General features: G+C 69.3%; 24 protein-coding genes and 1 pseudogene. 16 read left to right on the top strand and 9 right to left on the bottom strand.

Annotated features, from left to right (window positions below; all coding sequences use genetic code 11):
* Positions 1-18 precede the first annotated feature (18 nt).
* From AB0L60_RS08315 to AB0L60_RS08305, 3 genes are read left to right on the top strand one after another with little or no spacing between them, the layout of a single operon-like run.
* On the top strand, positions 19-924 hold the full coding sequence (locus AB0L60_RS08315; protein ID WP_364609197.1) for a sugar ABC transporter permease: 906 nt from the start codon (positions 19-21) through the stop codon (positions 922-924).
* Entirely contained in the window at positions 914-1,744 is an 831-nt protein-coding gene (locus tag AB0L60_RS08310; protein WP_364609195.1) for a carbohydrate ABC transporter permease, read from the top strand. Before AB0L60_RS08315 ends, AB0L60_RS08310 begins: the two co-directional genes overlap by 11 nt.
* Positions 1,741-3,045 (top strand): extracellular solute-binding protein, encoded by a 1,305-nt coding sequence (locus tag AB0L60_RS08305; protein WP_364609193.1) that lies wholly within the window; start codon positions 1,741-1,743, stop codon positions 3,043-3,045. Before AB0L60_RS08310 ends, AB0L60_RS08305 begins: the two co-directional genes overlap by 4 nt.
* Before the next feature lie 7 nt (positions 3,046-3,052).
* Here the strand turns inward: AB0L60_RS08305 and AB0L60_RS08300 are convergent, their stop codons facing one another.
* Both AB0L60_RS08300 and AB0L60_RS08295 read right to left on the bottom strand, forming a co-directional pair.
* Positions 3,053-3,970 carry a DNA-3-methyladenine glycosylase 2 family protein gene (locus tag AB0L60_RS08300; RefSeq protein ID WP_364609733.1) on the bottom strand — a complete coding sequence of 306 codons (918 nt, stop codon included), beginning with the start codon at positions 3,968-3,970 and terminating at the stop codon, positions 3,053-3,055.
* A gap of 330 nt (positions 3,971-4,300) precedes the next feature.
* A complete protein-coding gene (locus tag AB0L60_RS08295; protein WP_364609190.1) occupies positions 4,301-7,072 on the bottom strand; it encodes an FAD-binding and (Fe-S)-binding domain-containing protein in 2,772 nt (923 codons plus the stop codon).
* A 177-nt stretch (positions 7,073-7,249) separates the two neighbouring features.
* Between AB0L60_RS08295 and AB0L60_RS08290 the strand changes: the two genes are divergently transcribed.
* From AB0L60_RS08290 to AB0L60_RS08270, 5 genes are all read left to right on the top strand, one after another.
* Positions 7,250-9,130 (top strand): ABC transporter ATP-binding protein, encoded by a 1,881-nt coding sequence (locus AB0L60_RS08290; protein ID WP_364609187.1) that lies wholly within the window; start codon positions 7,250-7,252, stop codon positions 9,128-9,130.
* A gap of 96 nt (positions 9,131-9,226) precedes the next feature.
* Entirely contained in the window at positions 9,227-10,216 is a 990-nt protein-coding gene (locus AB0L60_RS08285; protein WP_364609185.1) for a class I SAM-dependent methyltransferase, read from the top strand.
* Positions 10,217-10,407: 191 nt separating this feature from the next.
* Entirely contained in the window at positions 10,408-10,878 is a 471-nt protein-coding gene (locus AB0L60_RS08280; protein WP_364609182.1) for a hypothetical protein, read from the top strand.
* A gap of 51 nt (positions 10,879-10,929) precedes the next feature.
* Positions 10,930-12,003 (top strand): DNA polymerase IV, encoded by a 1,074-nt coding sequence (locus AB0L60_RS08275; protein WP_364609730.1) that lies wholly within the window; start codon positions 10,930-10,932, stop codon positions 12,001-12,003.
* A gap of 29 nt (positions 12,004-12,032) precedes the next feature.
* Positions 12,033-12,869: an enoyl-CoA hydratase-related protein gene (locus AB0L60_RS08270; protein ID WP_364609179.1), complete on the top strand. Its 837-nt coding sequence runs from the start codon at positions 12,033-12,035 to the stop codon at positions 12,867-12,869.
* Positions 12,870-12,940: 71 nt separating this feature from the next.
* Here the strand turns inward: AB0L60_RS08270 and AB0L60_RS08265 are convergent.
* A pseudogene (locus tag AB0L60_RS08265) lies at positions 12,941-13,045 on the bottom strand (alpha/beta hydrolase); the annotation flags it as partial.
* A gap of 185 nt (positions 13,046-13,230) precedes the next feature.
* Here AB0L60_RS08265 and AB0L60_RS08260 point away from each other — a divergent pair.
* On the top strand, positions 13,231-14,223 hold the full coding sequence (locus AB0L60_RS08260) for an oxidoreductase (RefSeq protein ID WP_364609727.1): 993 nt from the start codon (positions 13,231-13,233) through the stop codon (positions 14,221-14,223).
* Here AB0L60_RS08260 and AB0L60_RS08255 read toward each other — a convergent pair.
* From AB0L60_RS08255 to AB0L60_RS08235, 5 genes are all read right to left on the bottom strand, one after another.
* Entirely contained in the window at positions 14,220-14,921 is a 702-nt protein-coding gene (locus AB0L60_RS08255) for an endonuclease/exonuclease/phosphatase family protein (RefSeq protein ID WP_364609176.1), read from the bottom strand. The two genes, AB0L60_RS08260 and AB0L60_RS08255, sit on opposite strands and share 4 nt — an antisense overlap.
* A 126-nt stretch (positions 14,922-15,047) precedes the next feature.
* The gene (locus AB0L60_RS08250; protein WP_364609173.1) at positions 15,048-15,419 is read right to left on the bottom strand and encodes a DUF5073 family protein; all 372 of its coding nucleotides are present in this window, start codon (positions 15,417-15,419) and stop codon (positions 15,048-15,050) included.
* Positions 15,416-16,231 (bottom strand): heavy metal-binding domain-containing protein, encoded by an 816-nt coding sequence (locus tag AB0L60_RS08245; protein WP_354840840.1) that lies wholly within the window; start codon positions 16,229-16,231, stop codon positions 15,416-15,418. The genes AB0L60_RS08250 and AB0L60_RS08245 overlap by 4 nt, the downstream gene beginning before the upstream one ends.
* Before the next feature lie 131 nt (positions 16,232-16,362).
* Positions 16,363-18,816 carry an endopeptidase La gene (gene lon, locus AB0L60_RS08240; protein ID WP_364609169.1) on the bottom strand — a complete coding sequence of 818 codons (2,454 nt, stop codon included), beginning with the start codon at positions 18,814-18,816 and terminating at the stop codon, positions 16,363-16,365.
* Positions 18,817-18,952: 136 nt separating this feature from the next.
* On the bottom strand, positions 18,953-19,183 hold the full coding sequence (locus tag AB0L60_RS08235) for a TetR-like C-terminal domain-containing protein (protein ID WP_364609724.1): 231 nt from the start codon (positions 19,181-19,183) through the stop codon (positions 18,953-18,955).
* A 29-nt stretch (positions 19,184-19,212) separates the two neighbouring features.
* Here AB0L60_RS08235 and AB0L60_RS08230 point away from each other — a divergent pair, with 29 nt between their 5' ends.
* The 5 genes from AB0L60_RS08230 to AB0L60_RS08210 all read left to right on the top strand — a co-directional run bounded on the left by AB0L60_RS08230 (position 19,213) and on the right by AB0L60_RS08210 (position 22,989).
* Positions 19,213-19,509 (top strand): hypothetical protein, encoded by a 297-nt coding sequence (locus tag AB0L60_RS08230; protein WP_364609166.1) that lies wholly within the window; start codon positions 19,213-19,215, stop codon positions 19,507-19,509.
* 53 nt (positions 19,510-19,562) lie between these two features.
* Positions 19,563-20,414, top strand: coding sequence for an alpha/beta hydrolase (locus AB0L60_RS08225; RefSeq protein ID WP_364609163.1), 852 nt, complete (start codon positions 19,563-19,565; stop codon positions 20,412-20,414).
* A gap of 1 nt (position 20,415) precedes the next feature.
* Positions 20,416-20,979, top strand: a complete 564-nt coding sequence (locus AB0L60_RS08220; protein WP_364609160.1) for a WHG domain-containing protein — start codon at positions 20,416-20,418, stop codon at positions 20,977-20,979.
* A gap of 53 nt (positions 20,980-21,032) precedes the next feature.
* Positions 21,033-21,872 carry an alpha/beta hydrolase gene (locus tag AB0L60_RS08215; RefSeq protein ID WP_364609157.1) on the top strand — a complete coding sequence of 280 codons (840 nt, stop codon included), beginning with the start codon at positions 21,033-21,035 and terminating at the stop codon, positions 21,870-21,872.
* Positions 21,873-21,981: 109 nt separating this feature from the next.
* The gene (locus tag AB0L60_RS08210; protein WP_364609154.1) at positions 21,982-22,989 is read left to right on the top strand and encodes a zinc-binding dehydrogenase; all 1,008 of its coding nucleotides are present in this window, start codon (positions 21,982-21,984) and stop codon (positions 22,987-22,989) included.
* A gap of 30 nt (positions 22,990-23,019) precedes the next feature.
* Here AB0L60_RS08210 and AB0L60_RS08205 read toward each other — a convergent pair whose 3' ends face one another.
* Positions 23,020-24,093, bottom strand: coding sequence for a metallophosphoesterase (locus AB0L60_RS08205; RefSeq protein ID WP_364609151.1), 1,074 nt, complete (start codon positions 24,091-24,093; stop codon positions 23,020-23,022).
* Positions 24,094-24,299: 206 nt separating this feature from the next.
* Here AB0L60_RS08205 and AB0L60_RS08200 point away from each other — a divergent pair, with 206 nt between their 5' ends.
* The gene (locus tag AB0L60_RS08200) at positions 24,300-25,655 is read left to right on the top strand and encodes a hypothetical protein (RefSeq protein ID WP_364609148.1); all 1,356 of its coding nucleotides are present in this window, start codon (positions 24,300-24,302) and stop codon (positions 25,653-25,655) included.
* Positions 25,656-25,742: 87 nt separating this feature from the next.
* Positions 25,743-26,534 (top strand): TIGR03084 family metal-binding protein, encoded by a 792-nt coding sequence (locus tag AB0L60_RS08195; RefSeq protein ID WP_364609145.1) that lies wholly within the window; start codon positions 25,743-25,745, stop codon positions 26,532-26,534.
* The last annotated feature ends 268 nt before the right edge of the window (positions 26,535-26,802 follow it).

Genomic DNA, 26,802 nt, shown 5'->3' with positions numbered 1-26,802 from the left:
CCGGTAGCGTCGCTGATCATGGATCGGACGGTTCGCCGCGGTTCGGCCCGGCGCAGACAGGCGGCGGTGGGCTATGCGCTGCTGCTGCCGAGCCTGATCGGGGTCGGGTGTTTCCTGCTGGTGCCGATCGCGGTGGTGTTGTGGCTGAGTGTGCACAGCTGGAATCTGCTGGGGCCCATCGAATTCACCGGGGCGAGCAACTGGCGGTCGGTGCTCGCGGATCGGCAGTTCGGGCATTCGCTGCTGGTGACGCTGGCGTTGACGGCGCTGGTGGTGCCGGTGCAAACGGCGCTGGGGTTCGCGGTGGCGGCCGTGCTGGCGCGGCGCGGGCGGGGCGGGACCGTGCTGCGGGCGGTGTACGCGCTGCCGTGGATGTGTGCGCCGGTGGCGGTGGGGGTGGTGTGGCAGTGGATCTTCGCACCCACGGGCGGGGCGTTGAACGCGCTGCTGGGACGGCGGGTGGAGTGGCTGAGCTCGCCGACGCTGGCGCTGCCGGCGGTGGCCGCGGTGATCGTGTGGATGAATGTCGGTTATGTGGCTCTGTTTTTCGTCGCCGGGATCAGGGCCATACCCGGGGAGATCCTGGACGCGGGCGCGCTGGACGGGGCCACCGGCTGGCGGCGCATTCGCTGGCTGATCCTGCCGCTGCTGCGCCCGACCATGTTCTTCGTCCTGGTCACGGGGGTGCTGAGCGTCTTCCAGACCTTCGACGCGGTGTACGCGCTCACCCGGGGCGGGCCCGACCATCACACCGATGTGGTTGCCATGCGGATGTATTCGGAGGCGTTCCAGGCCGCGCATCCAGGGCGGGCCGCGGTCATGGCGGTGGTGGTGTTCGCGGTCATGTTCGTGATCACGGTCGTGCAGCACCGATACTTCCGGGATCGGACCGAGCGCGGGGAGGCGGAGCGTTATGAGTTTTGAACGGCGGGCGGCGGCCCGAGCCGTGGCGGCGTACGCGGCGCTGATCCTCGGGGCGCTGCTGACGGTGGCTCCGCTGGTGCTCAGCGCCCTGACCGCAGTCAAGACGCCGAAGCAGTTCGCGAGCGAATCACCATTGGCCACACCGCATCCCGCGACCCTGGACAACTTCCGCACGGTGCTGGACCAGGGGCTGGGGCGGGCGGTCGCGGTCACCGCACTGATGACGGTCTGCATCACCTGCGGGCAGCTGGTCACCTCGACCATGGCGGCATACGCCTTCGCGCGCACCAGTTTTCCCGGTCGTGACGTGCTGTTCTGGGTATATCTCGGGACCATGATGGTGCCCAGCGCGGTCACCCTGGTGCCGCTGTACCTGATGTTCGCGAAGCTGGGCTGGCTCAACAGCTTCTGGGCGCTGGTGCTGCCGTTCCTGTTCGGCTCGCCGTACGCGATCTTCCTGCTGCGCCAGTACTTCCGGGCCATTCCGGGGGAGATCATCGACGCGGCGCGGATGGACGGGGCCTCGACCCTCGACATCCTGGTGAGCGTCGTGGTGCCGATGAGCAGGCCGATCCTGGCCACCCTCGCCGTCATCACCGTGGTCTCGCAGTGGAACAGCTTCATGTGGCCGCTGGTCGCCGCGTCCGGCCCCAAATGGCAGGTGCTGACCGTGGCCACGGCAAGTATGCAGACCCAGTACAACGCGCAGTGGACGCTGATCATGGCCGCCACCACGCTGGCGATCGCTCCGCTGGTGCTGTTGTTCGTGGTGTTCCAGCGGCAGGTCCTGGCCTCCATCGCGGTGACGGGGATCAAATGACAGGGATCCGGATCAAGGATTCGACGCGGGCCGTGCTCGGGCTGGTCGTGGTCGCCGTGCTGCTGGTGGCCGCGGCCCTGTGGCTGGGTCGCGATGTGTCGAGCGGCGGGCGCACGGTGGTGCAACTGCGGATCTGGGATCAGAGTTTCGTCTCCGCGTATCGGGCCTCGCTGGACGAGTTCCAGCGCGGCAATCCCGATGTCGAGGTGCGAATCACCGTGGTGCCGTGGGCTTCCTACGCGCAGAAGCTACGGCTGGATGTGGCGGGCGGGATCGCCGACGACCTGTTCTGGACCAACCTCTACGAGGACTACGCCGATAGCGGGCACCTGATGGATATCGGTGCGGCACTGGGATCGCAGGCGGCCCGAGCCTGGGACCCGCTGGCCGTCACCCAGTACACGCGCGCCGGAAAGCTGTGGGCGGTACCGCAATTCGTGGATGGCGGGACCGCCGTGTACGTGAATCGGGACCTGCTGGCACAGGCCGGGGTCGATCCGGACGAGGTCACGGCGGCGCGCTGGAGCCCCGACCCCGCGCGGGATACCTTCCGGCCGCTGCTGCGGCGGTTGGCCCCGGTATCGGAGTGGCCGTACAACGCCGCCAACGACTTTCAATCCATCACGCTGCCGTATCTGGGCTCGGCCGGTGGGCAGCTCCAGCGCGACGGCCGGTTCGCCTTCGATTCCCCACAGGGACGGGACGCCTTCGGCTACACGGTGGGGCTGGTCGCCGACCGGCTGTCCCCGTCGGCCGCGGACACCAATGCCAGAGGCGACGTCGCCAGCGGCGACTTCGCCAAGAACGCCTTCCTCCAGGGCCGGATGGCGCTGTTCCAGTCGGGCACCTTCACTCTGGCCACGATTGCCCAGAATGCCGGGTTCCACTGGGGATTGGCCATCATTCCCGCGGGCCCGGCCGGGCGGGTGAGCGCCGACAATGCCATCGGACTCGCGGGCAATGCCGCCACCCCGCACCCCGCGGCGGTGCGGCGGGTGCTGGCCTGGCTGGGTAGTGCGGCGGGCAACCGCTACCTCGGCATCGACGGGGCGACGATTCCGGCCGTGGTGTCCGAACAACAGGTGTACCGGGACTACTGGGCCCGGCACGGGGTCGACGTGTCGCCGTTCTTCGATGTGTTGCGCGACAAGCAGATCGCGGCGGGCGGGGGCGCGGGATTCCCGGCCGCATTGGACGCGATGACGCCGATCTTCGACGAGATGTACCTGGGCCGCATCCCCGTCCCGGACGCGCTGACCCGGGCGCAGCGGGAGGCCGACGCGGCGGCCGCCCAGCGGTGATCGGCGCTCAGATGCGACTGTGATCGGTGTAGGGCGTGCGCGGGCCGAACTTCGGTTTGCGCGCGAACCCGGCCAGGCCGAGCAGCCGCACGGCGCGATACCGGTGCGGGCGCAGGGGTTCCAGGTATTCGACCATCTCGTCGTCGTCGATCGGCCGATCGAGCAGCGTCCAGCCGACGGTGGCCGCGAGATGAAAATCGCCCACCGAGAGGGCATCCGGATCACCGAAGGCGCGCTGGGCGATCTCGGCGGCCGTCCACACCCCGATCCCGGGCACGGTGCGCAGCCGCTGCGCGGCGTCGGCGCGGCTCAGCCCGGCGGCCTGCTCCAGCTTCGGTGCGATACGCGCCGCCAGCACAATGGTTTTCGAACGCTGCGGGCCGACATTGGCGCGATGGTAGACCCAGGACGGGATGTGCCGCCAGGTCTCGGCGTCGGGCATGATCCGCAGGCCCTGCGGGGCCGGACCGGGGGCGGGAGTTCCGTAGCGCCACACCAGTTTCCGCCAGGAGTCGTGGGCGGTCCTGGTGTGCACCTTCTGCTCCAGCACCGCCGGGACCAGCGCCTCCCACACCAGGCCGGTGCGCAGCATGCGCAGACCCGGATTGCGGCGGTGCGCCTCGGCGACCTTGGGATGCTCGGGGGCGAAATCGCTGAGATCCTCGTCCAGGCAGAGCATGGCGGGGAGCCCCGCCAGGAACTCCTCCGCGCCCGGACCCCACGCGCGGGCGTCGACCGTCTGCCGATCGAGTTGCCGCAGCCGGTAGGTGACCTCCCCCGAGGGCAGCCGGGAGGCGTGCCAGTGCGAGCCGTCGGGGGTCTCGCGGTGACAGGGATCGCCGAAGCCGCGCCGCAGCGGGGAGATGGTGGCAGCCAGATCCAGCGGCCGATCCGAACGGAGGGTGCGGGCGCGCTCAACCGTCATCCGATCGGTTCCGGGCGGCGCTGCAGTCACCGCGCCATTCTATTGGTAACGCGAAGATCGACGGCGGCGATGTTCATTCCGATTGTCTTGGTTGCTCAGCAAACTGATGACATCCGGCACTGGAGGTACTCGGCATGATTACCAACCTGATCAATTTCCTGCTCGGCGTTTGGGGAAACATCTTCGCCGGCAGTAGCGGTTACCAGATTGCGCCCGGCACGCTGCCGTTCGGCAGCTGACGATGAGGGAAGGGACACCCGCCACGGCGGGTGCCCCTTCGTCTGCGCCGATCGTGACCGAAACATGCCGATCATGGCCAGTCCGTACAGATTACGGCCGGTCCAGCAGGAACTGGGCCAGGTGACGGGACGGGCGGCCGGCCAGCTGTGCGGCCTGGGTCCGGCAGGAGAAACCGTCGGCTATCAAGATCGAATTCACGGGCGCCGCACGCAGCGCCGGGAGCAGGCCGTTCTCGGCGACCGCGACCGATACATCGTAATGGCCGCGCTGCATTCCGAAATTTCCAGCAAGTCCACAGCAACCAGAGATCTCGATCACTTTCGCACCGGTGCCGCGCAGTATTCGGCGATCGGCCGCGAACCCCAGCACGGCATGCTGATGGCAGTGCGGCTGCACCAGCACGGTGTGGCCCCTGCGGTCCGGCGGCCGCCAGCCGGGCTCGCCCTCCAGGAATTCCGACAGGGTGCGCACCGCGCCCGCCACGGCTGCCGCCCGCGGATCCTCCGGCAGCAGGCGCGGGAGATCGTCGCGTAGAGCGGCCGTGCACGACGGTTCCAGCCCGACCACCACCCCGCCCGCGCCGACATGCGCGGCCAGGGCATCGACGGTGGCGCGCAGCCGCTTCCGCGCGCCGTCCAGCTGGCCGGTGCTGATCCAGGTGAGACCGCAGCAGACCCGGGAGTCGGGGATGCGCACGCGGTGGCCCAGCGACTCGATCAATTCCACGGCGGCACCGGCGATCTCGGGATCGAAGGCATCGGTGAAGGTGTCGATCCACAGCATCACCCCGGGTGCGGAGTCGCCGGTGCGCACCGGCTGCCGCCAGGAACGCCGGAAACTCCTGTGTGCCACCGTGGGCACCTCGCGACGCGGATCCATTCCGGACAACCGCAGGCCGAGGCGGCGCAGCGGTCCCGCCGCACCGAGCGCGTTCACCAGCCGGGGGAGCCGAGTCGCCGGTCCGAGCCAGCGCGGAAGGCGGCCCAGGGTGTAGTGGTCGATCGGGCGCGGCCTGCGCCGATAGCGGCGGTACAGGGTCTCCGACTTGTAGGTCGCCATGTCGACACCGGCGGGGCAGTCGGAATGGCATGCCTTGCAGGACAGGCAGAGATCCAGCGACTCGGCGACCGCGTCCGACCGCCAATCCAGCGCGCCCCGGACCACCTCCTGCAGCACCCGGGCGCGGCCGCGGGTGCTGTCCTTCTCGTCGGCGGTGGCCAGATACGACGGGCACATGAACCCGCCCGCGGCGTGAGTGTCGGCCCGGCACTTGCCGACTCCGACGCAGCGATGCACGGCCGTGACCAGATCTCCGTCGGCGGGAAAAGTGAAACCACCGGTCGTGGGCAGCGGGCGCAGCCCGGCCAGGCGCAGGTCGGCATCGATCGGGCGGGGATGCACGAGCACACCGGGATTCAGCACGGCGTCGGGGTCGAACAGCGCCTTGAAGCCCGCGAAGGCGTCGAGGGCCTCCCGGGAGTACATGAACCGCAACAGATCCGAACGCGCCCGGCCGTCGCCGTGCTCGCCCGAGAGCGAGCCGCCGAACCGCACCACCTGCCGGGCCGCGTCCTCGAGGAAGCTCCGGAAGCGTTGCGGCGCATCGGCTATCGGCAGATCCAGGCGCACATGGATGCAGCCGTCACCGAAATGGCCGTAGAGCAGGCCGTCCAGGCCGTGGTCCCGGAGGAGCGCCTCGAATTCGCGCAGGTAGTCGCCGAGGCGGTCGGGCGGCACGGCGGCGTCCTCCCAGCCCGGCCAGGCCGGACGGCCGTCCGGGGTGCGGCCGGCCAGACCGGCGCCGTCGGCGCGGATGCCCCACAGCGCCTGCGCCTCGGCCGGGTCGGTGACCAGGCGGGAATCCAGCGCGTGCGCGCTCCCGCGCAGCAGCTCCGCCTTGTCCCGTGCCTGTTCCCCTGTCTCACCGTCGATTTCGATCAACAGCCAGCCGCCGCCGCGCGGCAGATCGGGCACCCCGCCGCGATGGGCACGCACCACGTCGACCAGGCGCGCGTCCATGCCCTCCACGGCAATGGGCCGCACCGCCATGATCGCGGCGATATCGTCCGCGGCCGCCGGCATATCCGGGTAGCCGAGCGCCACCAGCACGGTCGCCGCGGGCACCGGAACCAGCCCGACGGTGGCGTCCAGCAGCAGCCCGCAGGTGCCCTCGGTGCCGACGAATGCCTTGGCCACCGTCGAACCGCGTTCCGGCAGTAGATGTTCCAGCGCGTATCCCGACGCCTGCCGCTCGAACCGGCCCAGCTCGGTGCGGATGAGCGCCAGGTGGGTGCGGGTGAATTCGGGCAGGCCCGCGAGCACGGACAGGTCCGCGCCCAGGGTGCGCTCGATGCCCATCCCGTCGAGAATCCGCAACTCGCGCACCGTATCCGAGGTGCGGCCCCAGGCCACCGCGCGCGGCCCGCAGGCGTTGTTGCCGATCATCCCGCCCAGCGTGCACCGGTTCTGGGTGGACGGGTCCGGGCCGAAGCGCAGCCCGTGCGCGCCCGCGCGCCGCTGCAGCGCGGCCAGCACCACCCCGGGCTGCACCCGTGCGGTGCGCCGTTCCGGATCGAGGTCGAGGATGGCGTTCATATGGCGGCTGAAGTCCAGGACCAGGCCCGGTCCGATGGCATTGCCCGCCACCGAGGTGCCCGCCCCGCGCGCGGTGACGGTCAGCCCCTCCGCGCGCGCCACATCCAGGGCCGCCCGCACATCGGCCGCATCGCGCGGGAAGACCACGCCACGCGGGAGGATCCGGTAGTTCGAGGCGTCCGAGGAGTACTCGGCCCGCCGCCGGGGGCCGGTGTCGACCTCACCGGTGATCACCGCGCGCAACGCTCGCTCCCACGCCTCGCTCACGCCCCAACCCTATGCGCGCCATCGCGAGGCTTCGCCGATCCGGCCCGGTGGCGGGCGGCGGATTTCGCTCAACGCGAACCGCTGGGCTGGGCGGATGGACTTGATCTCAACCTTTGTTGAGGTATTAGTGTCGGTGGAGCGGGGTTCGATGAACCCCGTGACCGGTGAGGAGCGGGGATGAGTATCGAATCCGTGGCGTGGAATCAGCTGTATCGGCAGATGAACGCGCCCACAGAGCAGCGACCGCTGCGGTTGGCCACTGCCCGGCGGATCCTCGCCTTCGCGCGGCCACACCACCGGCAACTGGTGGCGTTCCTGGTATTCAGCATCGTGTCGGCGCTGCTGGCGGTGGCCACCCCGGTCCTGGCCGGGCGAGTGGTCGACGCCATCGTCGGGCACGGCGCGCCGCGCACGGTGATCACGCTGGCCGCGATCATCGCGGCGGTTGCGGTGCTGGATGCCGGCTTGGGGTTGGTGATCAGGTGGTTGTCGGCGCGCATCGGAGAGGGGCTCATCTTCGATCTGCGCACCGCGGTGTTCGATCACGTACAGAAGATGCCGATCGCGTTCTTCACGCGCACCCGGACCGGCGCACTGGTGAGCCGGCTCAACAATGATGTTATCGGGGCGCAACGCGCGTTCAGCACCACCCTGTCCGGGGTCGTCACCAACCTGGTCACCCTCGTGCTCACACTGGCCGTGATGCTGCGGCTGTCGTGGCAGATCACCCTGCTCGCCCTGGTGTTGCTGCCGGTCTTCGTCGTCCCCGCCCGGCGCATGGGCGAGCGGCTGGCCGGCATCCAGCGCGAGGCGGCCGGGCTGAACGCCTCCATGAGCACCCAGATGACCGAGCGGTTCTCCGCGCCGGGCGCGACGCTGGTCAAACTGTTCGGCCGGCCGCGGCAGGAGTCCGCGGAGTTCGGGCTGCGAGCCGGGCGGGTGCGCGATATCGGGGTGCGCACGGCCATGCTGCAGACGGTGTTCGTCACCGCGCTCACCCTGGTCTCGGCGCTGGCGCTGGCGCTGGTCTACGGGCTGGGCGGCTATCTGGCGCTGAAGGGTGAGCTGGAACCCGGTGCGGTGGTGGCCCTTTCGCTGCTGCTGACCCGGCTGTACTCGCCGCTCACCGCGCTGGCCAGCGCCCGGGTGGATGTGATGTCGGCGCTGGTGAGCTTCGAGCGGGTCTTCGAGGTGCTGGATCTGAAGCCGCTGATCGAGGATTCGCCGCTGGCGGTGCCGGTGCCCGCGGGCCCGGTGGCGGTGGAACTGGACGGCGTCACCTTCGGCTACCCGTCGGCCGACAAGGTCTCGCTGGCCTCGCTGGAGGATGTGGCGACGCTCGACACCCGCGGCGGTGAGGAGGTGCTGCACGATGTCTCGCTGCGGGCCGAGCCAGGGCAGATGGTGGCGCTGGTCGGCTCCTCCGGGGCCGGGAAATCCACCATCGCGCAATTGGTCTCGCGGCTCTACGACGTGGACTCCGGTGCGGTGCTGCTGGGCGGCATGGATGTGCGCGAGCTGACCGGGCAGTCGATTCAGGACACCGTCGGCCTGGTCACCCAGGACGGGCACCTGTTCCACGACACCATTCGCGCCAATCTGCTGCTCGCCCGCCCCGCGGCCACCGAGGACGAGCTGTGGGATGCGCTGCAGCGCGCCCGGTTACGCGAGCTGATCGAGTCGCTGCCCGACGGCCTGGACACCGTGGTCGGTGAGCGCGGCTATCGGCTCTCCGGCGGGGAACGCCAGCGCCTGACCATTGCCCGGCTGCTGCTCAAGCAGCCCCGCGTGGTGATCCTGGACGAGGCCACCGCCTCGCTGGACTCCACCTCCGAGGCCGCGGTGCAGGAGGCGCTGGCCGAGGCTCTCGACGGCCGCACCGCCCTGGTCATCGCGCACCGGCTGTCCACCATCCGCAATGCCGACCAGATCCTGGTACTCGAGCACGGCCGCATCGTGGAGCGCGGTACGCACACCGAACTGCTCGCCGCGGACGGCCGCTACACCGAGCTCTACCGCACCCAGTTCGCCGATTCCGGTGCCACGGCGACAGTCTGATCGAACCCGACGCTCGGCAGTCCGATCGGACCGGACACCTTGCCGGATCGGCAAAAGGATTCGAGCCGTCCGGGTGCGCGCCGATAGCGTCGGAGTATGAGCGCTCACTCGCACGAACAGGCAGGCACGCACGGACATCCGCATTCCCACGGTCACGGACATGGGCACGGCCACGGACATGGGCACGGCCACGGACATGGGCACGGCCACGGACACACCCACGACGGGATCGACTGGGCGGCCATGGTCGATGATCTCCGGCGCGATGACGCCATGTCGGCCGACGCCAATGCCGAGATCGCGCGGCGGCTGGTCGCCCTGATCCCGGCCGGCGTGGAAGCGACCGTGCTGGACATCGGCGCGGGGGCGGGCGGCCAGAGTGTCGCGTTCGCGCGGGAACTGCTGGCCCGCGGCGGCGGGAGTCTGGTGATCGTGGACGCGGTGCCGGAGCTGCTCGAGGCGGCCCAGCAGGCCGTGAAGGTCGCGCTGGACGGGGACGATCGGGTGCGGGTGCGGACCGTGCACGCCGACGCCGCGGCCGCCGACTTCGGCGCCGGGATCCCGGCCGCGGATCTGGTGTGGGCCTCGCGCATGGTGCACCACCTGCCCGATCAGCAGGCGGGCACCGCGCGCCTGGCCGGGCTGCTGCGCCCGGGCGGCTGGCTGGCGCTGGCCGAGGGAGGGCTGTCGATGCGTTGCCTGCCTTGGGAACTCGGCGTCGGCGCGCCCGGACTCCAGGACCGGCTGCTGGCCCTGCGCGACGCGGGCTTCGCCCAGATGCGGGCCGACATCACCGCCGCGACCCCCATGCCCTACGGCTGGAATGTGGCGCTGAGCCGGGCCGGGCTGGCCGACGCGACCTCCTTCAGCGTGCTGATCGATCACCCCGCGCCGCCCGCGCCGGCCGTGCGCGAGAGCGTCGTCGCCTGGCTGGGCGGGTTGAGCGAGCGGGTCGGCGAACGTATCGGCGATGATGATCGGGCCACCCTGGCGGCGCTGCTGGACCCGGCCGCCGACACGTTCATCGGTGCGCGCGAGGACATCTACATTCTCGGCGCCACCACGGTCTTCCTCGGCCGCCGCTAGCCGTCACCGCCACCGCGCGCGGAGCGGGTCCGCGTTTCGGGCACGATCGTGATCTGGCCGTGCCCGAACCGACACCGTGTTGTGGCCGCAGCGGCCGCTCTGACCTCCCGAAATGCCCTGCTATGGGGCATAATTCGAGCTCCCATGGCATACCCCACAAGATCGTTTCACATGCCGGGGGAGGAGTTTCGGTGACCCGTACCAAGGAGCAGCGGCACACGCCCGCGACCCGTGTCGACGATATCGAGCGCATGTTCGGCGCCCGCCGATATCAGCCCACCGCCGACACCCCTGCCATGGAACTACGGGTGACGGGCGGCACCAAACGCACCGACGACGACTGGATCGTCCCCAAACAGCTGGTGGCCGACTGTGTTTCGGGCAAGCTGGTGCTGGACTTCACCCGGGCCCGGTGCTCACGGCGGGAAATCGACATCCGGGTCGAGGCCGATGCCGGGACGATCCTGCTGATCGTGCCGCGCGGCTGGCGGGTCGACACGGACGGCGTGCAGCCGGGCGCCGGCTCGGTGGCCAACCGGGTCAAGCTGCCGCGATTCCCGGGCGCGCCGCTGATCCGGGTCACGGGTGAGGTGGACACCGGTGCGGTGAAGGCGCGCTACGCCTACCGCTCGCCGCTCAGGTGGTTGCGCCGCTCCCGCTGACCGTTTCCGCAGTTCCCGGCTTTTCGGAAGACCATGCGGTATGACGGAGGGGTGACGCGCTGGCTGCTGCACGTCGACCTCGACCAATTCCAGGCCGCGGTCGAGTTCCGGCGGCATCCCGAGCTACGTGGGCAGCCGATCATCGTGGGCGGGAGCGGCGATCCGGCCGAACCTCGCAAGGTGGTGTCCTGCGCGTCCTATCCCGCCCGGGCCTTCGGGGTGCGAGCGGGCATGCCGCTGCGCACGGCCGCGCGGATCTGCCCCGACGCCGTCTTCCTGCCCCAGGACCTCGCTGGCTACGCCGAGGCGTCCGAGGAGATCATGGCTCTGTTGCGCACCTTCCCCGGCCGGGTCGAGGTGCTCGGTTTCGACGAGGCGTTCCTGGCGGTGGACACCGAGGATCCCGGGGAACTGGCGCGTGAGATCCGGTCCGCCATCGCGGAATTGGAGCTGACCTGCGCGGTCGGCATCGGGGACAACAAGACCCGGGCCAAGCTGGCCACCGGCTTCGCCAAGGCGGTCGGCAAGTCGGCGCCGTCGGCCGATGAACCGCCGACGGCGGACACCGGAACCGGAATCTTCCGGCTGACCAGGGACAACTGGGTCGAGCTGATGGCGCACCGGCCCACCTCCGCGCTGTGGGGCATCGGCGCGCGCATCGCGAAACGCCTGAGCGGCTTGGGGATCGAGACCGTGGCCGACCTGGCCGCCGCCGACCGGAAGGTGCTCGCCGCGGAATTCGGCCCCAATACCGGGCCGTATCTGTGGGTGCTCGGGCACGGCGCGGGCGACACGGACATCGCCGAGCCGCGAGAACCGTTGGGCCACAGCCGATCCGAGACCTTCCCGCAGGATCTCACCGAACGTGCCGAGATCGATGCCGCGGTGGTGCGGCTGGCCACCCAGGTGGCCGAGGAGACCGTCGCGGGCGGGCGGGCCGTCGGGCGGGTCAGCGTCACGGTGCGCACCAAGACCTTTTTCACCCGGAGCAAGCAGCGAAAACTATCCACACCGACCACCGATGTGGACGAGATCGTGCAGACGGCGCTGGAAGTGCTGCACGCCTTCGAGCTGGATCGGCCCATCCGGTTGCTCGGGGTCCGGGTCGAGTACGCCATGCTGTGATCAGGTTCCACCCGACGGAAGGCACTCAAATGAACTCAGCATCGCGCAGCGATTCCCACAGGGGTGGCGGCGGGGCGACGGGCGGGCGCGACTACGAGAACATCCTGTTCGAGCACGACGGCCCGATCGCTCGCATCACGCTGAACCGGCCCAGTGCCGCCAATGGCATCGATCAGGCGCTCGCGGACGAGCTGGAGCGCGCGGCCACCTACTGCTCGGAGGATCCCACGGTGAAGGTCGTGGTGCTGACCGCGGCCGGACGGTTCTTCTCGGCGGGCGGCGACGTGCGGGCCATGGCCGCCAGCGCGGACACCGGGGCATTCATCGAGCAGCTGGCCGGGACCCTGCACCGGGCGGTATCGGCGCTGGCACGCATGGACGCGCTGCTCATCGTGGGCGTGAACGGCACCGCGGCCGGTGCGGGCATGAGCCTCGCGGTGGCCGGCGATCTGGTCGTCGCCGCCGAGTCCGCCGCCTTCACCATGGCGTACACCAAGGTCGGCCTGAGCCCCGACGGCGGCGCGTCCTACTACCTGCCGCGGATCATCGGCCTGCGCAAGACCCAGGAGCTGATGCTCACCAACCGCACCCTGTCCGCCGCGGAGGCGCTGGAGTGGGGTCTGCTGCACCGGGTGGTGCCCGATGCCGAGCTGACCGGCGCCGTCGAGGCCCTGGCGCAGGAATTCGCCACCGGCCCCAAGGGATCCAACGCCAATGTGAAGAAGCTGCTGCTGGTGTCCTCGCGGCACACCCTCGAGGAGCAGCTGGACACCGAGGCGGCCTTCATCACCCGCTGCGCCGATTCCGCCGACGGGCAGGAGGGCATCGCCGCGTTCACCGGCAAGCGCGCACCGAAGTTCGCCTGAGGACAACGGGCTTCGCCCCCGGCCGAGGCCGGGGCGAGTCAGGCCGGGACTCTCGGTCCCACGATGGTGAGATCCCGCAGGTCGAGGTGCTCGATCAGGGCGGCGACATCGTCGGCGCGGGTATCGACGTCGTAGCCGGTGGCCGGGGTGTCCGGGCGGCCGTGGCCGCGCCGGTCCATCATGGCGGCAGCGGTAACCCTGCGCGTCTGGAAAGTCGGCATATCTGCTGCGCTCCTTCGCAATTCGATCGCTGATTCGACAATCGCAAAGCGCGGGAACGAAAGCGATTACCTGCCGGGTAACGGGTGCGATCGATCCCGAAGGTGACGCGTCCGCGCAGGTGGCGACCTATGCTCTGGACATGGAGTTCCAGGCGATGGTGGCACACGAAACGGACAGTGGGATCGCCCTCATCCGGGAGGAGGTCGCCGACGACTTCCTCATGCCGGGCGACGTGACGATCAAGGTGCACTTCTCGAGCGCCAACTACAAGGACGGGCTGGCGATCACCCCGCGCGGCGGCGTGGTGCGGCAGTATCCGCTCATCCCCGGCATCGACCTCACCGGTGAGGTGGTGGCCTCCACCGATCCGGAATTCGCGCCCGGCGACCTGGTCGTCGCGCACGGCTACGACATCGGCGTCGCCCACCACGGTGGTTTCGCCGAGTACGCACGGATCCCGGCCGGGTGGGTGGTGAAGCTGGACGGCCTGACCCCGCGCGAGGCGGCGGCCATCGGCACCGCCGGCTACACCGCGGCCATGAGTGTGCAGGCGCTGCTCGACCGCGGTCTCACCCCCGACTCCGGCCCGGTGCTGGTCACCGGCGCGACCGGCGGCGTCGGCAGTGTGGCGGTGGACATCCTGTCCGGGCTCGGATTCGAGGTGGTGGCCTCCACCGGCAAACTCGGTGCGGGCGAACTGCTCTCGGCGCTCGGCGCCGCCTCGGTCATCGGCCGGCAGCCGGGCGAGGGCGAGAAGCTGCGCGCGCTCGGCAAGGCGCAGTGGGCGGCCGCCGTCGACAGCGTGGGCGGGACCTCGCTGGCCCACATTCTGAGCACCGTCAAATACGGTGGCGCGGTGGCGGTCTCGGGCCTGACCGGCGGCTCCGACCTGCCTACCACGGTCATGCCCTTCATCCTGCGCGGCGTGTCCCTGATCGGTATCGACTCCGCGCACTTCCCGATCGCCCAGCGCCGTGAGCTGTGGGCACGGCTGGCCAAGGACCTGAAGCCCCGGCATCTGTCGCTGCTGGAGAATTTCGCACCCATCACCGAGGCGGAGTCGGTGCTGCGCGCCATCCTGGACGGAACCCACTCCGGCCGAACGGTTCTCGGGGTCGCGGGCGAGTTCTAGCCGACGATCGCGCGCACGAGGTTGTGGTCGGACGCCCCGGCCACATCCTCGACCGCGACACCGCGCACCGGCACGCCGCGCGCGACCACATGATCGATGAACTGGGATTTCGAACCAGCCGTCCGGGGCCGGGTGGGAACGGAATCCGGCGGAAACCCGGGAATGGTGAAGCCGGCGCCGAACGCGGCGGCGAGATCGTCCCGGCCGACATTGAAGTCACCGAGCAGAACTGCCGGGCCGTCGCCGGCGACCGCGGCCAGGCGCTCGAACTGGCCGGTCCGGCGCCGGTCCCCGCTCACATGGGTGGCGATGATCAGAATGCCGTCGATCTCGGCCGCCAACAGCCCTTTTCCCGGATCGACCGCGTGCGGCTCCGCGGTGACGAAGCGGCTCGGCCCGCGCACGATCAGCACGAGATGTTCGGAGCGATCCGCCAGGGTGTTCGGCACCCGGCGCGGGCTCGGAATGCGCGGGTAGTCGAGGACGTGAAAAGTCCGGTCGGGCAGCGCCTCCCGCAGGCTCGCCAGCTGATCGCCGCTGACCTCCTGGAGCGCGATGACCGCTTCGGGGCGGGCCGCGACGGCGGCGGTCACGACCGCGATCCGCTTCGCCTCCTGCGGCCAGCGCGCGGCCATCTCGCTGTCCCAGTTGTCGGCGTGGACGCGGTGCAGGACGTTCCAGGTGGCAATGGTGATCACCTACGCACCCTACGAGAAACCTACTGACCCTGCGGGTTTCGTTTCATGTGAAACAAAGGATATTCGCCGGTTGGTTGCCGACCGGCCCTCTCTCGATCGTAGATTCAGCCCTTGTTCGCCATTGACTCAGCCCGGACCCGCGAGAACATCCAGCGCCGCCGAGAGGTGGGGCAGCGCGGTCGGACCGTACGAGGCGGCGATCTCGGCGAGCGCCCGGGCCAGGTGCGGGGCGATGGTGGCGGCCGGCAGCAGCTCCTCGGCCAGCACGATGCCGCCCACCACGTGGGCCGCGCGAATCCGCTCGTCGGAGGTGACCTCGTAACGCCACGAACCGATCTGGACCCGCTCCGGCTCGGAGCGGAACAGAGATTTGCGGGGCGGTGTCCGGGTCACCCCGGGGACGCTCGCGAAGACGGTGAAGACCAGTCCGAGGCCGCCCGGGCCGCCGAGCGCGGCATCGATGGCGCGGGTGGCGGCCCCGGTATCGAAATCGCTCACGAGTTCATGCCGAGGGTGAACTGCGGAATGATCGGGTCGCCGTCGCCGATGCGGCGGATGGCCGTGCCGGAGGCGTAGAACTCGACCGTGTGATACCCCCACGCGTAGTTGGAGATATCGACGCTGACGCCGGTGACGCCGTTCGCGCCGTCCCGTTCGGCCTCGGCCTGCATACGGGACATGGCCAGCTCGCGGGCCTGATAGTTGCCCTGGGTCCACTGCGGCATCTCCATATTGCGGCCCATCTGGCTGAGCATCTGCCGGAAGCCCTGCACCGCCACGTGGAAGACGCAGTTGCCCATGACGAAGGCGATCGGGGCGTAGCCGGTGCGCATCAGCGTCACCATGTCCTGCCCCGAGAGGTGACTGGTGAAGGCCTGCCCGTTCGGCCGCCGATAGCTGCCCGGCGATTTCGCGAACCGCACCGCGGTCCCCACCGCGATGAACTCCAGATGCTCCATCGACTCCCCGTGCTGCCGCCACTCCAGCCGCACCCCCACCACCCCGTCGGCCTGGAGCGAGTCCGCCTCGGCCTGCATGCGCGACATGGCATTCCACCGCGCCCGATAGGTGGCCTCGGTCAGCACCGGTAGCTCCTGCTGCTGCCGGATCCCGGTGAACTGGAACCCGACGTGATAGACGGACACGCCCATCACCAGGTCGATGGGTTCGAAGCCCGCCCCGTGCAGTAGCGCGAACTCGTTGACCGACAGATCCGAGGTGAAGATCCGGTTCGCGTGCGAAAGCCGCTCACCCGCGACCTGATCGAGCTGGTTCGGTTGATTCGGCTGACCGGGCTGGTTCGGTTGCATGTGGTTCGCCCTCCGTCGGATCCACGATGGATCCCTCAACGAGGGTACGACCCGGTCAGGTTCGGAGCCTCCCGAAATGGCCGGGAGCCGTGCGCGTTTACCGAACACGCACGGCTCCCGTTCTCGCGACCTCAGGCGGTGGCGCTCAGCGCACGGCCGTCGTAGGCCGGTTCGGCGACCGGCTCGATGGCGTAGGCCAGGATCTCGGCCACGTCGGCGACGGGGCGGACATCCAGGGCGGCCAGCACCTCGGCGGGGACCTCGTCCAGATCCGGCTCGTTGCGGGCCGGGATGAACACGGTCTTCAGGCCGGCGCGCTGAGCGGCGAGCAGCTTCTGCTTCACGCCGCCGATCGGCAGCACCCGTCCGTTCAGCGTGACCTCGCCGGTCATGCCGACATCCGCGCGCACCTGGCGGCCCAGGGCCAGCGACACCAGGGCGGTGACCATGGTGACGCCCGCCGACGGACCGTCCTTCGGGACCGCGCCCGCCGGGAAGTGGATGTGGATATTGCGATCCAGCACCTTCGGCTCGATGCCGATCTCTTCCAGGTGGGAGCGGACGTAGGTCAGGGCGATCTGCGCGGACTCCTTCATGACGTCACCCAGCTGACCGGTCAGGGTCAGCGAGCGGTCGCCCTCGGCGGCATTGGCCTCGATGTAGAGGACGTCGCCGCCCGCGCCGGTCACGGCCAGACCCGTCGCGACACCGGGGACCGCGGTGCGCTCGACCCCGTCGGGGGTGAAGCGCGGACGGCCCAGGTAGTCCTTCAGGTCACCCAGTCCGATCACCAGCTTGCCGGAACCGCCTGCGGCCGGGCCGGATTCGGCGTCGTAGCCCAGCTCGCGGTCGTAGCCCAGGCCCTCCGGCACGAATTCGCCCTTGCTGACCAGGCTTTCGGTCTCGGCGATGTCCGCCGACTCCGACAGCTTGGTCGCCGCCTTGCGCAGCGCCTTGGCGATCAGCCGCTCCATCTGCCGCACCCCGGCTTCCCGGGTGTAGTTCGCGGCGACCTCGCGCAGCGCCTCGTCCGTGATCGAGACCTCCTCGGCGGTCAGGGCATTGCGCTCCAGCTGCCGCGGGATCAGGAAGTCTCGGGCGATGGCCACCTTGTCGGCCTCGGTGTAGCCGTCCACGGTGATCAGTTCCATGCGGTCCAGCAGCGGGCCGGGAATGGTCTCCATGACGTTCGCGGTCGCGATGAACAGCACGTCCGACAGGTCCAGATCCAGGTCCAGGTAGTGGTCGCGGAAGGTGTGGTTCTGCGCCGGGTCCAGGACCTCCAGCAGGGCCGCCGCGGGATCGCCGCGGAAGTCCGAGCCGACCTTGTCGATCTCGTCCAGCAGGACAACGGGATTCATCGATCCCGCCTCCTTCATGGCGCGCACGATGCGGCCGGGCAGCGCGCCCACGTAGGTGCGCCGGTGACCGCGGATCTCGGCCTCGTCGCGCACGCCGCCCAGGGCGACGCGAACGAACTTGCGGCCCAGGGCCCGGGCCACCGACTCACCCAGCGAGGTCTTGCCGACGCCGGGCGGACCGACCAGCACCAGCACCGCGCCGGAACCGCGACCGCCGACGACCTCCAGGCCGCGCGCGGCCCGCCGGGAACGGACGGCCAGGTACTCGACCATGCGGTCCTTGACCTCGTCCAGGCCGTGGTGGTCGGCGTCCAGCACCGCGCGAGCGGCCGAAACATCGGTGGAGTCGGTGGTTTTCACGCTCCACGGCAGTTCCAGGACGGTGTCCAGCCAGGTGCGGATCCAGCCCGTCTCCGGGCTCTGATCGCTGGAACGCTCCAGACGACCGACCTCGCGGAGGGCGGCTTCCTTCACGTCCGCGGGCAGGTCGGCGTTCTCGACGCGGGTGCGGTAGTCCTCCGCGCCGTCCGGCTCGTCCTCGCCCAGCTCCTTGCGAATGGCGTTGAGCTGCTGGCGCAGCAGGAATTCCCGCTGCTGCTTCTCCATGCCCTCGCGGACATCCTCGCTGATCTTCTCGGTGATCTCGGTCTCGGCGATGTGCTGAGTGGTCCACTCGATCAGCTTGCGCAGCCGCGCGGTGGTATCCGGGGTGTCCAGGATCTCGCGCTTCTGCTCATTGCTCAGGTACGACGCCCAGCCGGCCGCGTCGGCCAGGGTGGACGGATCGTTCATCTGATTGACCGCGTCGATGACCTGCCAGGCTTCACGGCGCTGCAGGACCGACACGACCAGCTTCTTGTATTCGGCCGCAAGCTCTTTGGTGCGTCCGTCGGCGGCCGGAATCTCGACCGGTTCGGCCTCGACCCAGAGCGCCGCGCCCGGTCCGGTCACGCCGTGGCCGATCTTGGCCCGGCTCTCCGCCTTCAGCACCGCCGCGGGGGCGCCGCCGCGCATCCGGCCGACCTGTTCGATGGTGGCCACGACGCCGTAGGTGGCGTACCCCTCATCGAGGCGCGGCGCGACCAGCACCTGGTTGACCTTGCCCGCGCGGGCGGCATCGATGGCGGCCTGCGACGACTCGTCCAGCTCGATCGGCACGACCATGCCGGGGAGCACGATCGGATCGGTCAGGAACAGGACCGGCAGGTTCGTTGGTGTAGTCACGTCTTCGACCCCTTCCAAGGTTGAGCGTTACCTACTCAACCCGGGGGGTATACCGATTGTTCCGGACCGATGTTCGCCGGGGGCGAACATGCCTCGAATCGAGGATCGAAATCGCGAACAGCGGTATATGAGCTGGTCAGCGCGCTGTCAGGGAGTTGAGCTCGGCGGCGAACAGGTGGGCGGGGTCGAAATCCATGCCGTTGAAGTGGCCGGCCAGTTCGAGCGAGAGGACGCCGTGCAGGCGGGTCCAGAAGGACAGGGCGCGGCGGGCGGCCGGGGGGAGATCGGCGGCGAGCGGTGTCGTCGAATTGGCTTGGGGCAGTGCGGAGAAGGCTTCGACCAGCAAGGTCATGATCTCGTCGGAGATCTCTGACCATCACCTCCACGGTCCAGCAGATGCAGGCCGGCCGGTGCATCCGCTGGAGCGGGCCGGCGGTCGGCGACGGGATGAGCATCGACGGCGGCATTCGCGTCTGGACCTTCACCCTGGTCGACAGCGGGGTGCTGGTGCGCACCGAGGAGAACTGGAACGGGACCCAGGTCGAAACGGATGTGCCGACCTCGACCCGATGCCTGGGCGCCGGGCTGGAGGCATGGCTGGCCAACCTGCGGACCGCGGCCGAACGCCTAGAACACGGTTGCGCCGCGCCGGTCGGACAGATTTTCCGGATAGGGGTTGACGGCGTCAGCTAAAGCTATTAGCTTTATGGCTATCGCAGTTAGCTACTCCCAGAGAGTGAAAGACCATGACGCAGTACGTGGACATCGACGGTGGCCGGATCGCTTACGACGAGATGGGTGAGGGTCCGCTGGTCGTGCTGTCGCACGGCATGGGGATCAATCGCAATGCCAACCGGCACCTGATGCCGCTGCTGGCGGCGGCCGGATACCGGGTCGTCAACACCGATATGCGCGGTCACGGCGAGTCGAGCATGGACTGGGCCTCGGTCACCGGCAAGGAGGCCATCAGCCGCACCGATGTCGCCAATGATCTGCTGGCGGTCATCGACAAGCTGGGCGGCGGACCGGCCATCGTGGTGGGCCACTCGCTCTCGGGCGGGTCGGCCACCATCGCGGCGGCGCAGCGGCCGGACCTGGTGCGGGCCATTGTCGAGATCAACCCGTTCACGCTGACCCAGAAGGCTGACATCGCAGCGCTTCTCACCAACTCTCGCCACCGCAGCGGCATGATCCCGCTGATGGGCACCATGATGTTCAAGAGCCTCAGCCAGTGGCTGAAGTACCTGAAGGTGGCCATCCCGACCAAGCCCGCCGACCTCGACGACTACCTGGCCGAGGTCGCGGCCAAGCTGCGCGAGCCGGGCCGGTTCGCCGAATTCATGAAGACCGGGCAGTCGACCCCCGCGGACGCGGAAGCCCAGGTGCCCAATGTGACCCAGCCCGCGCTCATCATCATGGGCACCGCCGACCCGGACTTCCCGAGCCCCGAGGCCGAAGGTCAGCGCATCGTCGCCGCCCTGCCGGCCGGACTGGGCAGCCTGGGCCTGGTCGAGGGCACCGGCCACTACCCGCAGTTCGAGGCCGCCGACCGGGTGGCCGAGCTGATCCTGCCGTTCCTGAAGGAACATCATGCCTAGGGTGGGTTTGAGCCGGACCGACGTCGTCGCCGCGGGGGCCGCCCTCGCCGACGAGGTCGGTTTCGGCAATCTGGCGCTCGGGGCCCTCGCGCAGCGGCTCGGGGTGCGAACCCCCTCGCTGTACAAGCACATCGAGAGCCTGGCCGACCTGCAGCACGGCATCGCCGCGCTCGCCATGGCCGAAGTCGACCAGCGGGTCCGCGACGCCATGCACGGGCTGTCCGGCAGTGCGGCCCTGGCCGCCTTCGCGAATGCCTTCCGCGACTACGTGGTCGAGCATCCTGGCCGGTACACCGCGACCGTCGGCGCGAAGTTCATCGGACCGGATGACCCACTGCTGCAGTCGGGTTCGCGGGTGCTGGACTCCATGGCGGCGGTGTTGCGCGGCTACGGGGTCGGCGAGCAGGAGATGGTGCACGCCCAGCGCACGCTGCGCTGCCTCTTCCACGGCTTCGCCACCCTGCAGGCGTCGGACGGCTTCCAGTGGAGCAACGACTCCGAGGACAGTTTCGAGTGGATGATCCGCTTCCTCGACCGCGGGCTCACCGAAATCGGCTCGCACTGAACCGGTTTGCGGGACCATGAATCGAACACTGGCAACGAAGTTGTTGGAGTGTCATGGAAGACTTCACATTCGACGGCACCCGGATGGCGTATGTGCGGCAGGGGGAATCCGGTCCGCCGGTGGTGATGCTGCACAGCGCCGGGTCCTCCCATCTCATCTGGACACCCCAGATCGCGGCGCTGTCCCGTGCATACCAGGTCTACGCGGTCGATCTGCCCGGTTACGGCGCCTCCTCCCGGCCCGCCGACGGGTACACGCTCGAGTGCTACACCGAACTGATCCGCGCGTTCATCGAACACCACGAGCTCACCGAAGTCGGACTGGTCGGCAACTGCGTCGGTTCGGCGGTCGGCCTGACGCTGGCCCGGCGGCATCCCGAGCTGATCCGGGCGGTGGTGGCGATCAATCCGCTCACCGAATCCACTGCCATGCACGGTGATTGGCGGCAGGCGGCACGCCTGGCCCGAGCGCTGCCGGACGACTCCGCCCGGAAGCTGAGCGGCTGGCACACCCCGCGCTGGGTCGCCCGCCGCACCGCCCGATCCTGGTTCACCACCCGGCGCGCCTACCGCGAATGTCCGTACGTGGCGCCCCTGTCCTCCGGCTTCCCGGCGCGGGCACTGATCTACCTGGTCCGCGACCTGTCTTCCTTTGCGACACTCGACGATTGGCCCGATCGCGACGACCTGCCGCCGAGCTGTGTCATCTGGGGCAACCAGAACCGCGTCCTCTCCGCGGCGGCCGGGCGCACCGTCAATGCGCGACTGCGCCCCGACCGCGCCGAATACCTCGACGGCTGCGGCCACGTCCCCATGCTCGAACGCGCCCCCGACGTCACCGCCATCATCACCGAATTCCTCACCGCCCACCTGCCCGCCGACAGCGTGCACTGAGCGCCGCACCGACTCGGCGGTTCGGGCAAACCGCCCGAACCAGCGCGGCTCCGGCCTACCATGGCGCCGGGGAGGGGCCGCCCGAATCGGATACCGCGAGGAGTCATCGATGACCATGCTGGCCGCACGACTACACCTGGGGCCGAACCGCCGACTGAAGCTCGAGGAGGTGCCGATTCCGGAGCCGGGACCGGACCATGTGCTGGTCAAGGTGGAGGCGGCGGGAGTGTGCCTCTCCGACGTGCACCTCATCGACGGCACGCTGACACCACTGTTCCTGCGCGACGACGCGGTGACGCTCGGGCACGAAGTCGCGGGAGCCGTGCACACGCTCGGGCCGGGAGTGACCACCGCGAAGGTGGGGGATCGCGTATTGCTGCAGGCCGGGGAGCTTCGCAATGGGGCCACCTTCACCCGCGGCGTGGACTACGACGGCGGCTGGGCCGAATACACCCTGGCGCGGGTCGACACCCTGGTGCCGATTCCGGACGACCTGCCGTTCGAGCAGGCCTGTTTCATTCCCGACGCGGTGTCCACGCCGTGGGCGGCCATCACCGCCACCGCCGAGGTGAAACCCGGCGAGGCCGTGGGCGTCTGGGGCGTCGGCGGGCTGGGCGCGCACGGGGTGCAGCTGCTGCGCATGGTCGGCGCGGCACCGATCATCGCGGTGGATCCGCTGCCCGCAGCCCGGGAGCGGGCGCTGTCCTTCGGCGCGGACCTGGCCTTCGATCCGGCCGATCCGGACCTGCGGCGCAAGGTGTTCGAGGCCACCGGCACCGGCCTGAACGCCGCCTTCGACTTCGCCGGCGTGGCGCCGGTGCGCGAGCAGGCGGTGGTCTGCCTGGCGCCGCAGGGCCGCCTGGTGCTGGTCGGCCTCACCGACAAGCCGATCACCATCACCGGCGGCACCGCCTTCAGCTTCTTCCAGCAGCAGTTGCGCGGACACTACGGGTCCACGCCCGAGCACGTCACCCAGCTGGTGAAACTGCAAGGGCTGCACCGGGTCGACTTCTCCCGCTCCGTGAGTGCCGTGGTCCCGCTGGCCGATGCCGCCAAGGCCGTGCACTCCCTGGAATCCAAGGAAGGCAACCCGATTCGGATCGTCCTGAAGCCCTAGACCGCTCATGCGCCCGGCACGGTCCGCGGATTACCCGAGCCGGCGCTGGAAGACGTTGGCGGACCCGCCGTTCGAGAGATCGACCGTGTAGACCCCCAGGTCGGCGGACGTGGGGGTCAGGTCCAAAACCATGAAGCCGAGGTCGGTGTAGTTCTCGTACAGCGCACCGTTGGCGGTGTGCTTACCACCCGTGGACGGTTCGCCGTGCACCGATTTCGCGGCCGCACCGGAGATGATCTGCCGGGTGCCCTTGGCAGCCGCGTTGGGTTCGAGTACCTGCAGCGAGTGGTCGTGGCCCGACAGCAGGAACTGGCACCGGCCCAGCACGTGCGCCTCGAAGAAGTCCTTCACATAGCGGCCGTCGATCGGCTCGATGCTCAATCCCTCGTATTCCCCGGCGTTTCCGTGCGGCCCGTTGTTGAGGTACGGGTGGTGGGTGCAGGCGATCTTCCACTTCGCCGGCGACTCATCGATGGCCCGGTCCAGCCAGGCTGCCTGCTCGGTCATGAACTGGCCGTCGGCCGCCCAGTAGGGCTGGAAGAGCGGCGGCAGGTAGGCGGCGATGGGATTGAGGTCCAGCACGAAGAATTCGACGACCGGCTGCTCCTGCGGAATCCGCACCGAGTAATAGCGGGACGGCATGAACCAGCGGGCCGAGCGCGCGTGATAGGCCACCTCGTGATCGCCGCGCAGCAGCCAGCCGCCGTCGCCGGGCAGGATCGAGGAGTTGTCGTGATTGCCCTGCACCATGAGCCAGGGAAAGTCGAGGTCGTGGTTGGGGTCCTCGAACTTGGCGGCGAACTGGGCATCGTCGTCGGACCACGGGCCCTGCTCGTAGACATTGTCGCCGAGACCGAGGGCGAAGGAGAACGGCTCGCGCGCATGCAGTTCCCGCATGGCGTCGGCGACCTGCCACTGCGGCCGCGCGCCGGTGCCCGCGTCGCCGGTGACGAGAATGCGCAGGCGGTCGGCGTCGGGGAGCGGGAATTTGCCGGTGGCCGGGGCATTCTCGGCGCGGGCGGGCGCACCCGTGGCCGCGAGCGCGGCGACCCCGGCGGCAGTGGCGGCCGTGCCGGTCAGAAACCCACGACGGTCGAGCGACATGCTGATCTCCTGCCTGCATCTACTGGTCGATTGACCAGTATTCCCACTTCCGGAACCCGCCGCAGATTACGTCGGCATGACCTTGCCAACATCCCCGCGACACGACGCGTTCTTCCAGGCCAGGACCTTTTGACAGCGCCTCGGACCGATGAGAGTGTTGGGAGTCCGTTTTCTCACCATCAGCTAGGCCACAGGGGGACGCTGCTATGACGACACTGGCCTCGGGTCTGTTCCTCGACTGGGAACAGCTGACCGGCCAGCCCAAACTCGTCGTCGATCTGATCAGCTTCCCGATCTTCAGCGCCATCGCCGGCTGGCTCACCAACTGGACCGGCGTGCTGATGTTGTTCTGGCCGGTCTACTTCCAGGGCTTCCGGGTGCCCGGCCTGGAGATCCTCTACCCTTACCTTCCGCGTCGCGTGCAGGTGCTGCCCACCTTCTCCGGCGACGGAAAGCGGCTCGGCTTCCAGGGTTTCATCCCGGCGCGCGCCGAGAAGATGGCCAGCATCTGCGTCGACGTGGCCATCATGCGGATCGGCAGTCCCAAGGACTTCATACGCGAACTCGACCTCGAGGGCATTGCCGACTACATCGCCGAGGTGGGCCGCAAACAGGTGCCGGACATGGTCGACGAGATCATGAGCAAGGAGAACCCGGACCTGTGGGGCGCGGTCCCCAAGTCGGTACGCAATGTGCTCTACCAGCGCATCGAACGCGAACTGCCGACGCTGGCCCGGCGCGCCTTCGAACAGCTCGGCGACAATGTCGACCAGCTCATCGACATCAAGGACTTCGTCATCCGGTATCTGCGGGACAACCCGGAGATCCTCAAGGACCTGACCACCACCATCGCCGCGCCGGAACTGAAGTTCATGGTCCGCATCGGCCTGCTGGGCGCGCCCTTCGGTTTGCTGCTGGCGCTGTACCTGCATGTGCACCAGAGCATTCCGGTGCTGGGCTGGATTCCACCGTGGCTGATCATCCTGGCCGCGGCCGCGGCCATCGGCGTGGCCGTCAATGTCATCGCCATCAAGATGGTGTTCGAGCCGGGCGACCCGCAGCCGCGCTACCGGTACCTGTGGAAGCAGGCGCTACTGGCCAAACGGCAGCCCGAGGCCGCCGCCGATCTCGCCAATATCCTGGCCTACCAGGTGCTGACCCTGCCCAACCTGGCCCGCGAACTGCTCGACGGCCCGAACGGCGACAAGACCCGGCAGCTGCTGGAACGGCTCATCTCGCAGGAGATCCACCGCCAACTCGGGCCCACCCACTCGGTGGTGCGGACGGTCTTCGGCAAGCGGCAGTTCGACAATCTGACGGTCGGCGCGACCTCCGCCGCGGTGGGTCTGGCCCCGAGCCTGGCCGACGATCCGGAATTCGCGGCCGCCCAGGCCAAGAAGATCGACGAGTTCGCGGCCCGCAAGCTGCAGCAGCTCACGCCCGGCGAGTTCATGGAGATGTTCTACGCCTCGGTCGAGCAGGACGCGTGGCTGCTGTACCTGCACGGCGCGGTGCTGGGCCTGGTGGTCGGGGCCGTGCATCTGATCCTTTTCGGCTGGTAGACGGCGCTTTTTCGGGCAGGAACGAGAGCCGCCAGAAATCAAGCACGCGTGCTTGCATTTTTCTGGCGGGGCTGCGATGCTGACCCGGTGGCCGACCTCGAGGCATTGCTCGCCGACTTCACCGCCGAATGCGCCGATCTCGATCGGCTGATCGCGGACCTGGATCCGGACGGCTGGCAGCGCGACACCCCCGCCGCCGGCTGGACCATCGCCCATCAGATCGCCCACCTGAACTGGACCGATCAGGTCGCCACGGTGTCCGCGACCGACCCGGTCGAGTTCGACAAGCTGGTGCAGGCGGCGCTGCCCAAGGCCCTCACCTTCGTCGACGAGGCCGCCGAAAAGGGCGCGAAAACCCCTGCGCCACAACTGCTCGCGACTTGGCGGCAGGATCGCGCGGACCTGGTCGAGGCGCTGCGCACGGTTCCGGCGGGCACCAAGCTGCCGTGGTTCGGGCCGCCCATGAGCCCGGCCTCGATGGTCACCGCCCGCCTGATGGAGACCTGGGCGCACGGGCACGACGTGGCCGACACGCTCGGCGTCACCCGCGAACCCACGGCGCGCCTGCGGCATATCGCGCACATCGGCGTTCGGACCCGCAACTTCGCCTACCTGACGCATGGCAAGTCCGTGCCCGCCGAGGAGTTCCGGATCGAACTGACCGCGCCCGACGGCAGCGCCTGGACCTGGGGCCCGGCCGAGGCCGCGCAGCGAATCAGCGGTCCCGCCCTGGACTTCTGCCAGCTCGTCACCCAGCGGCGGCATCTCGACGATCTCGCCCTGGACGTGGTGGGCGCCGACGCCCGCGAATGGCTGGGCCTGGCACAGGCTTTCGCTGGTCCCCCCGGAAGCGGCCGAACGGCGGGTCAGTTCGACTGACCCGCCGCCTATCCCGGCCTCCGACCAGAAATCCCCAATTCCCACAGGGGCTTCGTTCTCGGCGGAACGGGTTTCCAAGGGTCCGGCCCTTGGGATCACCACGGCTCCCCGAGGAGGAGCGAGCGAGCGCCAGCCTGGGTGCGCCGTGCCTGGTGCCGACCGGACGCCGTTGGCCGGAGGTCTCTTCGATGGCAGTCGAGTTGGCGCTCGCCGCTACCCGGTTTTTACCCAGTCTTTCGGCGGGGAAAACCTGTTGATGCCCAACCTT

This window comes from Nocardia sp. NPDC051981, from assembly GCF_040680715.1.
Classification (GTDB): Bacteria; Actinomycetota; Actinomycetes; order Mycobacteriales; family Mycobacteriaceae; genus Nocardia.
The sequence above is the reverse complement of the archived record's forward strand: the minus strand, read 5'-3'. Positions and strand labels throughout refer to the sequence as shown.